Source organism: Dietzia sp. WMMA184, from assembly GCF_002441635.1.
GTDB lineage: Bacteria > Actinomycetota > Actinomycetes > Mycobacteriales > Mycobacteriaceae > Dietzia > Dietzia kunjamensis.
In genome coordinates this window covers 1-13942 of the sequence record NZ_NXEI01000002.1, presented here as the reverse complement: position 1 = coordinate 13942, position 13942 = coordinate 1, and the positions used below count along the sequence as shown (strand labels likewise).

The 13942-nt window shown below is 70.9% G+C and carries 12 protein-coding genes and 1 pseudogene; 9 read left to right on the top strand and 4 right to left on the bottom strand.

Annotation, left to right across the window (positions count from 1 at the left end; genetic code table 11):
- Positions 1-29: 29 nt before the first annotated feature.
- The 3 genes from CK206_RS18090 to CK206_RS18080 all read left to right on the top strand — a co-directional run bounded on the left by CK206_RS18090 (position 30) and on the right by CK206_RS18080 (position 4028).
- The gene (locus CK206_RS18090) at positions 30-626 is read left to right on the top strand and encodes a TetR/AcrR family transcriptional regulator (RefSeq protein ID WP_096906590.1); all 597 of its coding nucleotides are present in this window, start codon (positions 30-32) and stop codon (positions 624-626) included.
- Positions 623-2308, top strand: coding sequence for a glycerol-3-phosphate dehydrogenase/oxidase (locus CK206_RS18085; RefSeq protein ID WP_096906589.1), 1686 nt, complete (start codon positions 623-625; stop codon positions 2306-2308). The genes CK206_RS18090 and CK206_RS18085 overlap by 4 nt, the downstream gene beginning before the upstream one ends.
- Before the next feature lie 130 nt (positions 2309-2438).
- The gene (locus CK206_RS18080; RefSeq protein WP_096905213.1) at positions 2439-4028 is read left to right on the top strand and encodes an IS1182 family transposase; all 1590 of its coding nucleotides are present in this window, start codon (positions 2439-2441) and stop codon (positions 4026-4028) included.
- A 181-nt stretch (positions 4029-4209) separates the two neighbouring features.
- Here the strand turns inward: CK206_RS18080 and CK206_RS18075 are convergent, their stop codons facing one another.
- A complete protein-coding gene (locus tag CK206_RS18075) occupies positions 4210-4608 on the bottom strand; it encodes a MerR family transcriptional regulator (RefSeq protein WP_067718910.1) in 399 nt (132 codons plus the stop codon).
- Between the two features lie 132 nt (positions 4609-4740).
- Here CK206_RS18075 and CK206_RS18070 point away from each other — a divergent pair, with 132 nt between their 5' ends.
- Both CK206_RS18070 and CK206_RS18065 read left to right on the top strand, forming a co-directional pair.
- Complete coding sequence (locus CK206_RS18070) at positions 4741-6306, top strand: SulP family inorganic anion transporter (RefSeq protein ID WP_096906588.1); 1566 nt, start codon at positions 4741-4743, stop codon at positions 6304-6306.
- Between the two features lie 76 nt (positions 6307-6382).
- Complete coding sequence (locus CK206_RS18065) at positions 6383-7603, top strand: glycosyltransferase 87 family protein (protein WP_159981138.1); 1221 nt, start codon at positions 6383-6385, stop codon at positions 7601-7603.
- On the opposite strand, the gene CK206_RS18060 is transcribed toward CK206_RS18065, so the two are convergent.
- Entirely contained in the window at positions 7555-8331 is a 777-nt protein-coding gene (locus CK206_RS18060; protein WP_096906586.1) for an acetoacetate decarboxylase family protein, read from the bottom strand. The genes CK206_RS18065 and CK206_RS18060 overlap by 49 nt on opposite strands.
- Before the next feature lie 146 nt (positions 8332-8477).
- On the opposite strand from CK206_RS18060, the gene CK206_RS18055 reads away from it, so the two are divergent.
- Positions 8478-8657, top strand: a complete 180-nt coding sequence (locus CK206_RS18055) for a hypothetical protein (protein WP_067718902.1) — start codon at positions 8478-8480, stop codon at positions 8655-8657.
- A gap of 55 nt (positions 8658-8712) precedes the next feature.
- Here the strand turns inward: CK206_RS18055 and aspA are convergent, their stop codons facing one another.
- Entirely contained in the window at positions 8713-10176 is a 1464-nt protein-coding gene (gene aspA, locus CK206_RS18050) for an aspartate ammonia-lyase (protein WP_096906585.1), read from the bottom strand.
- Between the two features lie 106 nt (positions 10177-10282).
- On the opposite strand from aspA, the gene CK206_RS18045 reads away from it, so the two are divergent.
- From CK206_RS18045 to CK206_RS18035, 3 genes are all read left to right on the top strand, one after another.
- Positions 10283-11104 carry a phosphatase PAP2 family protein gene (locus CK206_RS18045; RefSeq protein ID WP_096906584.1) on the top strand — a complete coding sequence of 274 codons (822 nt, stop codon included), beginning with the start codon at positions 10283-10285 and terminating at the stop codon, positions 11102-11104.
- Positions 11101-11673 (top strand): O-acetyl-ADP-ribose deacetylase, encoded by a 573-nt coding sequence (locus CK206_RS18040; protein ID WP_096906583.1) that lies wholly within the window; start codon positions 11101-11103, stop codon positions 11671-11673. The genes CK206_RS18045 and CK206_RS18040 overlap by 4 nt, the downstream gene beginning before the upstream one ends.
- Before the next feature lie 274 nt (positions 11674-11947).
- On the top strand, positions 11948-12505 hold the full coding sequence (locus tag CK206_RS18035) for a hypothetical protein (RefSeq protein ID WP_096907430.1): 558 nt from the start codon (positions 11948-11950) through the stop codon (positions 12503-12505).
- A 180-nt stretch (positions 12506-12685) separates the two neighbouring features.
- On the opposite strand, the pseudogene htpG reads toward CK206_RS18035, so the two are convergent.
- Positions 12686-13942: pseudogene (gene htpG, locus CK206_RS18030) on the bottom strand (molecular chaperone HtpG); the annotation flags it as partial.

Sequence of the window (13942 nt, the reverse complement as noted above, 5' to 3'; positions counted from 1 at the left end):
CCCGCGGGACCCGCCGCGAAGGAGGCCCGGTGACCATCTCCGCCCCCTCGCGCCACACCACCCGGGACCGCGCACTCACCGCCGCCCGCGCCGCGATCCTCGAGATCGGCCCCAGTCGCACCACGATGGTCGAGGTCTCGCGCCGATCCGGCGTCGGACGCACCACCCTCTACCGGCACTGGCCGGACATCAGCGCACTGGTCGCCGATCTCCTCACCCGCGAACTCACCGGCGTGGTCGAGCGCGTCGGCCCGGACCTGCTGGAAGGCGCGGTCCACGATGCCGACGAGTTGGCCCGCCTGCTGTGTGCGATGGCCGACGAGGTGCGCACCGACCCCCTGCTCGACGCGCTGCGCCGACACGAGAGCGGCATGCTCGCCGAGTACGTGTTCCGCCGGCTCGGCACGTCCCAGCACCGACTCATCGATTTCCTCCGCGACGTCCTCGCCCGCGCCATCGCGGCCGACGCCCGCCTCGCCGGCCGCGACCCCGACCGCATGGCCACCATGCTCTACCTCGCGGTCCAGGCCGCCGTGCTGTCCGCTCCACTGGCCGACCCGCCGCTCGACGCGGACTCGTGGCGCGCCGAGCTCCACCTGCTCGTGACCGGGTACCTGGGCCTGTGACCGGGCACGCGAAAGCGGACCACGGGCCCACCGCGCGCCCCGGGCCCACCGATGCGACGGCCCCGTCCACCGCGCTGTCCGCCGGTCGACGCGCGCGCGAGCTCGCCGACCTGCGCGGCCGCTCCACTCCCGTGGACCTCATCGTGATCGGCGGCGGCATCACGGGCGCGGGGATCGCGCTCGACGCCGCCTCCCGCGGACTCGAGACCGTGTTGCTGGAGGCCCACGACCTGGCGTTCGGTACCAGCCGATGGTCCTCCAAGCTCGCCCACGGCGGGCTGCGCTATCTGGCGACCGGCAACGTCGCGATCGCACGCCGCTCGGCCGTCGAGCGCGGCATCATGCTCGAGCGCACCGCCCCCCACCTCGTGCGTCCGCTCGCGCAGGTGGTGCCCGTCTACCGCGACACCCCGCCGGTGGGGGCAGTGCTGCCGGGCCTCGGGTTCGTCGCCGGCACCGTGCTCTCGCGCCTCGCCGGGACCCATGCCGACCGCCTGCCGGGCGCGCGGGTGCTGGGCCCGCGCCGGGTCGCCGAGTACGTGCCGGGCGTGCGCCGCGACGGACTGCGGTTCGGCCACCTCAACTGGGACTGTCAGCTCGTCGACGACGCCCGCCTGGTCACCGCCGTCGCGCGCACGGCGGCCGGGCACGGGGCCCGGGTGATCACGCGGGCGCGGGTGTTGGAGTCGAGCGGCACGCGGGTCACCGTCCGCGACGAGCTCGGCGCGGGCGGCGCGGGGGGCGGCGCGGGGGGCGGCCCGGGGGCCGGCGGCGCGGCGCGGAGCGATGACGACGACGAGTTCACCCTCTCCGCGCGGGCCGTCGTGTCGGCGACCGGCGTGTGGGCCGGCCAGACCACTCCCGGCGTGCGCGTGCGTCCCTCGCGTGGCACCCACCTGGTCCTCGACGCGGCCGCGTTGGGCCATCCCGTCGGCGCCCTCACCGTGCCGGTGCCGGGTGAGACCAACCGCTTCTGCTTTGCCATCCCGGCCGAGTTCGGGCGACTGCACGTGGGCTTGACCGACGTCGACGCCCCCGGCCCGGTGCCGGACGTGCCGGAGTCAACCGAGGCGGAGATCGACTTCCTGCTGGATGTCGTCAACCGGGCGCTCGAGGTGCGGCTGACCCGCGACGACGTGCTGGGCACCTTCGCGGGCCTGCGCCCCCTGGTCGATTCCGGCGACGGCGACACGGCCGACCTCTCCCGCGATCACGCCCTGCGCACCTCGGACAACGGCCTCGTCACGATCACCGGCGGCAAGCTCACGGAGTACCGGCTCATGGCCGAGCAGGTGGTCGACCTCGTCGCGGGGCGTGCAGGACTCCCCGCCGGTCCGTGCCGGACCGCCGACCTCCCGCTCGTCGGGGCGCCGGGGCATCCCGTGGCCGCGGTGGCGGCCACCTCCGCCGGACTCCTCCCCGCCTCCCTGGTCGCGCGCTACGGCCAGGAGGCCGGCACCGTGGTGGCGGCCAGCCTGCTGGACCGGCCGCTGGAGGCGGTGGCCGAGGGCCTCGACGTCACCCGCGCCGAGTTCTCCTACGCGGTCACCCACGAGGGGGCGCTGACCGTCGACGACGTCCTCGACCGTCGCAGCCGCATCGGGCTGGTGGCCACCGATCGGGCCGCCGCCGAGCCGGTCGCCCGTCAGGCCCTCGCCGCGGGACGGGCCGCCGCGGACTGACTGCCGGTACGCCTTCCGCGCCTGCCGCGACCCGACTGGAGCCGACCGGCGCCGGGAGGCCCTAGGAGACTGCTGAACAAAGTGCGTGTCCGGCCTGCGGGGTTGGGGTGGCCCTGAAATGATGTGGGTCATGCAGGGTGAGTCGGATCGGCAGCGCGAGTTGCTGGATGTGGAGTCGGTGGCGGGGCATCTGCTCGAGGAGGGCAGCGTGTTCGCGTTGCTCGCCGAGCACCGGGACCGGCTGTTCCCGGACGAGTTGTTCGCCGACCTGTTTCCCTCGGGCCGGGGCCGGCCGTCGATTCCCGGTGAGGTGATCGCCTCGGTCATCGTGCTCCAGGCACTGTTCGGTCACTCAGACCGGGAAGCGGTCGACGCGCTGACGTTCGACCTGCGGTGGAAGGCCGCCTGCGGGTATCCGGTCGATGCGAAGGGTTTCAACTCGTCGACGTTGACCTATTGGCGACGCCGCCTGGCGGCCAGTGACCGACCGCAGCGGATCTTCGAGGTGGTGCGCCAGGTCATCGCCGAGACCGGTGCGGTCAAGGCCAAGACCCGCCGGGCGCTGGATTCAACGGTCTTGGACGACGCAGTGGCCCGTCAAGACACGATCACCCAGCTCATCGCCCAGATCCGCCGGGTCGGCCGCGAGGTGCCCGGGGCGAAGGAGCTGATCGCCACCGAGTGCACCCGGCTGGCGGCGGTGTGCGGGCAGGACTACACCGAGGCCGGTAAGCCGCGCATCGCCTGGGATGACCAGGCCGCCCGTGATGAGTTGGTCTCCGCCCTGGTGGCCGATGCTCTGGCGCTGTTGGCGGCACTCGATGTTCAGGCGATCACCGCCGCCGGCGGCAAGCCGGCCGAAGCGGTCGCCCTGTTGGCGCTGGTAGCAGGGCAGGATGTCGAACCGGCCGAGGATTCAGACGGTACCGACGGGCGGTGGCGCATCGCCCGCCGCACCGCCCCGGATCGGGTGATCTCCACCGTGGACCCCGATGCCCGCCACGCCCACAAGACCCGCCAGCGCCGCCAAGACGGGTTCAAGGCCCACATCGTGGTCGAGCCCGACACCGGCCTGACCACCATGTGCTCCCTGACCAAGCCCAACGGGCCGACCAACTCCGATGCCGCGGTCGGCGCGCAGCTGGTCACCGCCGATCCCACCATCGACGCCGGCGAGCCGGTCGAAGTGCTCGGCGATTCCGCCTATGCCAGCGGCGACATGCTGCACACCCTGGCCGGCAAGCAGTGGCTGCCCCTGGTCAAGCCGTGGCCGCTACGGCCCGCAGTCGAGGGCGGGTTCACCCTGGATGACTTCACCTTCGACGCCGTGGCGGGCACCCTGACCTGCCCCGCCAACATCACCCGTGGCCTGTCTGCCAAGGGCAATGCCACCTTCGGGGCGGCGTGTCGTGGCTGCCCGCTGCGTCAGCGGTGCACCACCTCAGCCACGGGGCGCAAAGTCGTGCTCGGCGAGCATCACCTGCTGCAACGCCAGCACCGCCAGCGGGCCGGCGATGAGGACTTCAAGACCGTCTACCGCCAGAACCGACCGATGGTGGAACGCTCGATCGCCTGGCTGACCCGAGGTGCCCGCCGCGTGCCGTACCGCGGGGTCGAGAAGAACAACGACTGGCTCCACCACCGCGTTGCCGCCCTGAACCTGCGCCGGCTAGTCGCGATGGGACTAACGAGCCAGAACGGAACCTGGGCCCTGGCCTGATCAGCGGGCCGGGGCCAGGCATTCCCGCCCCAGCACAGGCTCGAACAACCCGCGGTGGGCGCCGCGAACCTCTCGCCCTTCTCGCCGAACCCAGAAATCTCCAACACCGCACCTCGCGCGACGGCCAACCGGCCCTCACGCACACCGGCCGTGCCAGGATCGCAGCTTGTTCAGCAGTCTCCTAGTCGAATCTCCGGACCAGCTGCAGGAACTCCGTGCCGTAGTCGAGCTGGGTCTGCAGGTCGCGATAGCGGGCCTCCGCCTCCGAGCGGATCTCCTCGACCGTCGTCCGGGCCGCGTGCCAGTCGTCGAGCTCCACCGAACCCGAGCCGCGGCCCGCCGAGAGGACGTCCGTCGCCCGGAGGAACTGCCTCATGCGTTCCAACGAGAACCCCAGGGGCTTCATCCGCCGCACCAGGAGCAGTCGCTGGACATCCGCATCGGTGTAGAGCCGGAACCCACCGGCGGTGTGACCGGAGGGCACCACCAGGCCGAGCTCGTCGTAGTGGCGGAGGGTGCGGATCGACAATCCGGTGATCTCGGCGACCTCGCCGATCTTGCGCACCGCGTCGTCCGACATCGTTCTCCTTGTGGGCTTGTTCACACTCATGGGCTCGGGTTCGCGCTCGGCCAACTCTACCGTTACGGTACATTCAGAATCTCCCGCTACGGGAGAGTGTGTCATGCCCCTACGTGGTGAGGAAAATTCTCCGTGACAGCTCCCGCGACCACGCCCGGGGCCGCTCCCGCTCCCGGCGTCGACGATGACGGTCTGGCGCCCGTCGGTGTCCTCGCGTCATTCAGGTACGCCCTTTCCTCGGCCCGGCGGCTGCGCACCGAGGTGCTGGCAGGACTGGTCGTCGCCCTCGCGCTGATCCCCGAGGCCATCTCGTTCTCGATCCTCGCCGGAGTCGACCCGCGGGTGGGGCTGTTCGCCTCGTTCACGATGGCCGTGACGATCGCCTTCACCGGCGGGCGGCCGGCGATGATCTCCGCCGCCACGGGCGCGATCGCTCTGGTCATCGCCCCCGTGGCGCGTGACTACGGAATGGACTACCTCGTCGCCACAGTGCTGCTGGCCGGCATCTTCCAGGTGGTCCTCAGCCTGATCGGCGTGGGCCGGCTCATGCGCTTCATCCCCCGCAGCGTGATGGTCGGGTTCGTCAACGCCCTGGCGATCCTCATCTTCACCGCGCAGATCCCGCACCTGCTCGGGGTGCCCTGGCTGGTCTACCCGATGGTCGCGGCCGGCATCGGCATCATGGTGTTCTTCCCCCGGCTCTCGGCCGCGGTTCCCGCACCGCTGATCGCGATCGTGGCGATCACCGCCGTCGTGGTGCTGTTCGGCTGGACCATGCCCAACGTGCGCGACCAGGGTGAACTGCCCGACTCGCTGCCGTCGCTGTTCATCCCCGACGTGCCGTGGACCATGGAGACGCTCCAGATCATCGCCCCCTACGCCCTGGCGATGGCCCTGGTCGGGCTCATGGAGTCCCTGATGACCGCCAAACTCGTCGACGACCTCACCGAGGTGCGCACCGACAAGACCCGCGAGGGCTGGGGCCAGGGTGTGGCCAACATCGTCACCAGCTTCTTCGGCGGCATGGGCGGTTGCGCGATGATCGGCCAGACCATGATCAACGTCAAGCAGTCGGGCGCCCGCACCCGCCTGTCGACCCTCCTGGCGGGCGTCTTCCTGCTCATCCTCGTCGTCGCACTGGGCGACATCGTCGGCCTGATCCCCATGGCCGCTCTCGTCGCGGTGATGATCATGGTCTCCGTGGCCACCCTGGACTGGCACTCCATCCATCCCCGCACCCTGCGTCTGATGCCGCTCAGCGAGACGGTCGTCATGATCGTCACCGTGGCCGCCACCGTGATCACCCACAACCTGGCCATCGGCGTCGTCCTCGGCGTCCTCACCGCGATGGTCATGTTCGCCCGCCGGGTCGCGCACATGACGAGCCTGGAGAAGGTCTCGGAGCTCGACGTGAATCACGACGGCACCATCGACATCCGTACCTACCGGGTCCGCGGGGAACTGTTCTGGGCCTCCAGCAATGATCTGGTCTACCAGTTCGACTACTCGGGCGATCCCCAGCACGTTGTCATCGACCTGACCGAGGCCGACATCTGGGACGCCTCCACCGTGGCCACCCTGGATGCGATCAGCCACAAGTACGCGGCCAAGGGCAAGACGGTCGAGATCATCGGCCTCGACGGGGCCAGCCAGGAGCGACTGGAGAAGCTCTCCGGCAACCTCGGTGAGGGGCACTGACCTGGCCCGACCCGGCCTGACCAGACCGCATCCTGGTCGACCGCACCCCGTTCCGGACCGAAAGGAGCGCTACCCGATGCACACCCTCCCGAAGCCGGGGAGCGCGCTGCGCCTGGCAGGTCTGATCCTGACCGCGGCCGTGATCACCGCGGTCATGGTGCGAGCCGCGACCGAGTTCATGCTGGACCTCCAGGTGTTCCAGGACGCCGGACGGGCCCTGCTGGCCGGGGCGGACCTGTACTCCGAGGGCTTTCCCACCCGCTCGGGCTTCAGGTTCATCTACCCGCCGTTCGGCGCCGTCGTCTTCCTGCCGCTGGCGCCACTCGGAGCCACTGTCGCCCAACTCGCCTGGACCGCCGCCACGGTGGTCGCGGTCTGGGCGATCCTGGCCATGGCCGCGTCCCGGCTCCAGCTTCAGGGCGCACGAACCCTGGCCCTGGCACTGACCGGCGTGGCGCTGCTGTTCGAGCCGATCCGCGCGAACATCGGCTTCGGCCAGATCAACATCTTCCTGTTCCTCATGGTCACCGCCGACGTCCTGGGCTTCACTCCCCGCCGCGCCCGCGGCGTCTTGCTCGGCCTGGCCGCCGGCATCAAGATCACCCCGGCCGCGTTCGGCGTTCTGTTCCTCGTCCGTAGAGACTGGGCGTCCCTGGCACGGGCGGTTGGGACAGTCGCGGCCACGATCGGCCTCGGGCACCTCATCCGCCCGGCCGAGTCCTGGCATTTCTGGACCGCCGAGTTCTTCCTCACCGAACGGGGCGGCACACGGCACTTCGTCCCCAACCAGGCCCTGAGCGGCCTGCTGGCCCGGGCCCGGATCCCCGCCGAGCACCTCGACCCGCCCGTCTACGGCTTCTTCCTGCTCGTCGCCGCGGCAGCCACCTGGGGAGCCTGGCGACTGACCCGGGACAACCGGCCCGTCGACGCCCTGCTCCTGGTCGCCCTCGGGGTCTTCATCGCCTCTCCGGTGGCGGTGACCCACCACTGGTCCGGCGTGGTCATCGCCATCCCGCTACTACTGACCGCCCGGCGCAGACCGGTCCGGATCGCGGTGGCGGTCCTGGTCCTCACCCACCTGATCGGCACGCACTACGCCTACGCGCTCACCACGGTCGACCCAGCCGCCCACGTGCTGCAGTGGCTCATCGGCAACGCGCAGGGTGTGAGCGGAATCGCCGCGTTCGCGATGCTGCTCGGCGACGCCGCTCTGGGCGACGCCGCTTTGGGCGGCGCCCCCGGGCGGCGTCAGCCGATCCGTTCGGGCGCCTGGAACTCGGCCTCGAACCTGTCGTAGGAGAAGGTGGCGAGGGCGCGGGCGCGGTCCAGCCCGAGTTCGCGTACCGCCTCGGCGAACCGCGCGACATCGGCGTCGCTGTCATCCGCGCCCGTCGCGATCGTCACGCGAGCGCCGCTCAGCGGACGCATCCGCCCACCTCGGGCGGTGGCCTCGGCCGTGACCCGCACCGGCTGACCGTCGAGGACCTGCACGCAGTTCATGGCGAGTGATTGGCTGCCGGGGATCGGGACACCGACGCGGGTATCCAGCCTGAGATCGACCCCGCCCGCGCCCGCCGACCCGACCGCCCCGAGACGGGCATCGTCGAGCGCCCCGCCGGCGGTGCCGACCATGTCGCCCTTCCACTTGGGAAAGCCCCACAGCTCGTTGCCCGCCGCGAGGGTGAAGTCCTGGTCCACCGGCAGTTCGTGGATGTGCACCAGCGTCCCGTGGCCCGGCACCTTGAGCTGGAAAGCCACTCCCATCTCGTGGTACGCACCCAGGACGTTGCCGGGCACGTCGTGGTACCGCACGTGGATCATGATCGCGGGGGTCCGGCCGCCGGGCAGTGCCACCGGCTCGGCGCCCGCAGCGTCGAGGACGGCGGACTGGCGGCCGGCGGCGATGAGCCGGCGGACGACGGCTGCCCGGGTGAGGAACGCCGCGCCGGAGACCGAGGCGGACACGACGGGGACCGGGAAGGTGATCTCGCGCCCGGCGACGACGCGGGAGGCGGGAAAGCTCATGGTGCGACGGTAGCGGGCGCGCGGGCCGGAATCATCAGTTTGCGCGGCTAACGATCGGGGCGGCGGGTCCGATATCACCTGTGTAGGCCAGCTCACGTCCCGCCGCCCGGTTCGCGGCGCGACCACCGATCCATCTGGAGGCACTCATGCTCAAGGCCATCGCCGACTTCTTCGCCCAGTTCGACTACACCGTCGGCTCGTCCGCCGCCATCAACGCCGCGATCTCGGGCTCGTCCGCATTCATCGACCAGCAGTTCGGTTTCGACAGTTCGCTGGGGAACCTCGCCGTAAGCAGCATCGGCCGCGTCGGCGAGCCCCCCGCCTGACACGGCTCACCCGGGTCGGAGTCGGACCGCCCTGGTCCGACTCCGACCCGGCGGCTCAGGCCGTGGGGCCGGTCATATCCTGCCCGGGTTGTGCCACGTCCCGTGTACCACCTTTTCCCTTGTACTTCGGCCGCAGGAGGTTGGACGGCGACAAGATGTCATCGAGCTCCTCCGCCGACAGCAGCCCCATCTCCAGCACCACCTCCCGGACCCCGCGGCCCGACCGGGCGCACTCACGGCCGACCCGGTCACCGTTGTGGTGGCCGATGATCGGGTTGAGGTAGGTGACGATCCCGATCGAGTTCATCACGTTCTGGCGGGCCACTTCGACGTTGGCGGTGATCCCCTCCACGCACTTCTCGGTCAGCGTCTCGATGGCGTTGGTCAGCAGCGAGATCGACTCGAACATCGCCTGGGCGATCACCGGCTCCATGACGTTGAGCTGGAGCTGACCTGCCTCGGCGGCCATGGTCACGGTGACGTCGTTGCCGATCACCTTGAAGCACACCTGGTTGACGACCTCGGGGATCACCGGGTTGACCTTGGCTGGCATGATCGACGACCCGGCCTGCAGCTCCGGCAGGTTGATCTCGTTGAAGCCGGCGCGCGGCCCCGAGGACAGCAGCCGCAGGTCGTTGCAGATCTTGGAGACCTTCACCGCGGTCCGCTTGAGGGCGGCGTGGACGTTGACGTAGTCGCCGGTGTCGCTGGTGGCCTCGATGAGGTTCATCGCGCCGGTGACCGGCAGTCCGGTGACGGCCCGCAGATGTCTGATGACGGCGCGACGATAGTCGGGCGGGGTGTTGACTCCGGTGCCGATCGCGGTCGCACCGAGGTTGACGTCGAGCAGCATCCGGGCCGCGGCGCCGAGGACGTGGAGTTCCTCGTCGAGCGTCACGGCGAAGCCGCCGAACTCTTGGCCCATCGACATGGGGACCGCGTCCTGCAGCTGCGTGCGCCCCATCTTGAGGACCTCGCGGAATTCCTCGGACTTGTCGTAGCAGGCCTCCCGCAGGGCGACGATCGCCGGTTCGAGCCGTTCCAGCGCGTGCCACAGGGCGATGCGGAATCCGGTCGGGTAGGCGTCGTTGGTGGACTGTGAACGGTTGACGTCGTCGTTGGGGCTGACGATGTCGTAGGAGCCCCTGGGGTGGCCGAGGCGCTCGAGGGCGAGGTTGGCCACGACCTCGTTGGTGTTCATGTTCACCGAGGTGCCGGCGCCGCCCTGGAACTGGCAGGAGGGGAACTGGTCCATGCAGCGCCCGTCGACCAGGATCTCGTCGCAGGCCCCGACGATCGCCTTCGCCACCGTCTCGTCGAGGACACCCATCTCGAGATTCGCGAGCGCGGCGGCCTTCTTGACCATGACCATGCCGCGGACGAAGTCGGGGATGTCGCTGATGGTGGTGGCGGTGATCGGGAAGTTCTCGACGGCCCGGACCGTGTGGATGCCGTAATACGCCTCCGCCGGGACCTCCTTGGTACCGAGCAGGTCATGTTCCACACGGGTCTGGCTCATTCGTCGTCCGCCTCTCGGGTCGCCTGCGGCCCACCCTAACCGCGCCGCACCCGACCTCGCGGCGATCCACCGGCGGGAAGGCCGCCGCTCTGCCTAGTGTGGGGGCATGTCGCGCACGACGACCTCCCGTCGCTCCCGAGCGTTCACCTCCGCTCGGGACATCCTGCGGCAGCTGTACCCGTCGGACGGGGTGCTGGGCAGCATCGTCGACCGGCGGGAGATGCCCCTGCCGCGCGGGACGTGGACGATCTTCGGGGTGGCGTTCGTGGGGTTCGCGACCCCGGTGATCGGATTCGTCGAGCTGGCCGAGCGCATCCGCGGCGATGCGGGCCTGCCCTTCGACCGCCCCGTCATGCTGTGGCTGCAGAGTCGCCATTCGCCGCGCAACACGCGCATCGTCCGGGCCGTCACCGAACTCGGCGGAGTCACTGCGGTGCCGTTGTTCGCCCTGGCCACCTCGGCGTATCTGGTCTCCGTCCGGGGCAGTCGCCGGCCCGCCGCACTGTTGACGGTGTCCCTGGTGGGGTCGACGGTCATCAATTCGGTGCTCAAGGCCCTGTACCGGCGGGGTCGGCCCACGTTCTTCACCCACATCGTGGAGGAGAAGAGCTACTCGTTCCCCAGCGGTCACGCCATGGCGAGCGCGGCGTTGGCCGGGTGCGCCTGCGTCCTGGCCTGGCCAACGGCGTGGCGTTACCCGGTGATCGTCGGGTCCGCCGGGTATGTCCCGGCCATCGGCGTCACCCGCATGTACCTGGGTGTGCACTTCCCGAGCGACATCCTGGCCGGCTGGTGCGTGAGCCTGGCGTGGGTGGGCGAGGTGGCGACCATCATGTGGTTGATGGACCGCCTCGACGACTCACCGACGCCGATGATCACCCACCGGAGGTCACCCCGCGAGGCCGTGACGCCCGGGGTGTCGGGATGACGACGACGAGGCGCGCCCGGATCGAGCTGGGCCATGGCGACATCACCCGGATGGCCGTCGACGCGGTGGTCAACGCGGCCAACAGTTCCCTGCTCGGGGGCGGCGGTGTGGACGGGGCGATCCACCGCGCGGGCGGGCCGACGATCCTGGCCGAGTGCCGGGAGCTGAGGGCGGGCCGCCTGCGCGACGGGCTGCCGACCGGACAGGCCGTCGCGACCGGCGCCGGAGATCTCCCCGCCCGCTGGGTCATCCACACCGTGGGCCCGGTCTACGAACGCACCGGCGGCGCGGAAGCAACGGGCGGCACGGGCGGCACCGGCGGCGGAGCGCTGCTGGCCGGCTGCTATCGCAATTCCCTCGCCGTGGCCGACGAGCTCGGCGCCCGCACGGTGGCCTTCCCGCTCATCTCCGCCGGGGCCTACGGCTGGCCGCGCGAGGACGCGATCCGCACCGCGCTCGGGACTCTCGCCGGCATCGACACCGAGGTGGAGTCCGCCACGCTGCTGCTGTTCGACGCAGCCACCCTGAGCTTGGCCGAGCAGTGCCTCGCCGAGATCCGGCCCCGCTGACCCGCCCCGCGCCCGGCCCGCCTCGCACTCCGGTCCGCCCCGCCCCGCGCCACCCCGCACCGCACCGCACCGCACCGCACGCACCACCCCACCCCGCACCGCACTCCGATCCGCCCCGGCCAGATCCGCTACTCTCCCTCCGGATCCGCTAGTCCAATCAAACCAGCGGATCCGTATTCGGGATAGCGGATTTTCGGGGGTGGCGGAGAGCGTGGTGGTCGAGAGCGGTGCGTCGGCCCGGGGTTCGGTCGCGCCGGATGGGCGGACGCGTGGCGTGCTCCCGGCGACGGTTCTGACGGAGGTCTGCGCCCCGTGGGTGGTGCTCACCGTCGGGTCGGTGCACCTCGGCCGGGCGGTGGGGTCGACCGGGTGGGGGCTCGCGACCGCCGCCGGCCTGGGCATCGTTCCGCAGGCCGCGATCACCTGGCGGGTCCGACGCAAGGCGCTGTCCGACCACCACGTCACCCGGCGGGAGGACCGCCCCCTGGTGATCGTCGGCATCGCCGGGTCGGTGGCGACCCTGCTCGCGGCCCAACGGTGGGGCGACGCCCCGGACGAGTTGCAGCGGATGACGCGGGCCGCACTGGTGGCGCTGGGCGTGGCCGGGGCCGCGACGCTCCGGATCAAGGTGTCGTTCCACACCGCCGTGCTCTCCGGGGCCGTCGCGGTGCTCGCCCGCGAACTCTCACCCCGCTACTGGCGACTGCTGGCCCTCGTACCGACGGTGGCCTGGGCGCGGGTGCGGATCAGCCACCACACCCCGGCCGAGACCGCGCTCGGGGCGGTGATCGGCGTGGCCTGCGGCTCCCTGGCCGGGGCCGGACACCGGTGATCGGGTAGTCGTCGCCCCGGCCGTCGCTGTGGGCGGGGAGGTCGGCAACAACGCCCGCCGCGCCGCGGGAGCCCTGACGGGATCCTGCGGAGCAGCGGGCGTGCGAGCCGGGAAACCGGCGAGGCTGCTCGAGCCGACGAGGCCGCCGGGCCAGCGGCGCGATGGGCCGCTGGGGCGACGTCAGATGCGGTCGACCAGCAACTTGGCGAACGCGGCCGGATCGGACAACGTGCCGCCCTCCGCGAGGACGGCCGCACCCGACAGCAGCCGGGCGGTATCGGCCAGGCCCGGCGCCGACGGATCCGATGCGTACTGCTCGCGCAGCCGCTCGACCAGCGGGTGCGTGGGGTTGAGCTCGAGGATCCGCTTGCTCGTGGGCAACTCCATGCCCGAAGCGCGGTACATGGCCTCGAGCTGCGGAGTCATGTCGAACTCGTCGCCCACCATGCACGCGGCCGATTCGGTGAGCCGGTGCGACAGGCGCACCTGCTTGACCTCGTCCGACAGCTCCTCGCCCAGCCAGGTGAGCAGGTCGGCGAACTCGGCCGCGTCGGGCTCGTCCTTGTTCTCTCGCCCTCCGAGCCGATGCCGGACAGGTCCACGTCGCCCTTGGCCACCGACCGCAGGCGCTTGCCGTCGACCTCGCCGACCGCGTCCACCCACACCTCGTCGACCGGGTCGGTGAGGATGAGGACCTCGACGCCGCGGGCACGGAACGCCTCCAGGTGCGGGGAGTTCTCCACCGCCGCGCGGGACGTCCCGGTGAGGTAGTAGATCTCCTCCTGCCCGTCGGCCATCCGGGAGACGTACTCGGCGATGGTGGTGCCCACCTCGTCGTCGTCACGCTCGTCGTCGCGCGGGGTCTCGTCCGATCCGGACCCGGCGTTCCCGGCGCCCGCCTGGGCGGGACGCGTGGAGGCGAACGTGCTCACGGCCAGCAACTGCTCCCGGGCGTCGACGTCCGCGATCAGGCCCTCCTTGAGGACGGCACCGAAGTTTGCCCAGAAGCTGCGGAACTCCTCCGGCCGGTCGGTCCTGATCTGTTCGATCGTCTGCAGCACCCGCTTGACCAGGCGCTTGCGGATCGCCCGGATCTGGCGGTCCTGCTGGAGGATCTCGCGGGAAACGTTGAGCGACAGGTCCTGGGCGTCGACGATGCCCTTGACGAAGCGGAGGAACGGCGGGACCAGCTCCTCGCAGTCGTCCATGATGAAGACACGACGGACGTAGAGCTGCACCCCGCGCTTGGTGTCCGGGGAGAACAGGTCGAACGGCACCTGCGTGGGAAGGAACAGCAGCGCCTGGTACTCGAACGTGCCCTCCGCCTTGAGGGTGATCGTCTCCAGCGGCTCGTCCCACGCGTGCGAGACGTGACGGTAGAACTCGGCGTACTCCTCGTCGGTGACCTCCGAGCGGGGCCGCGTCCACAGCGCCTTC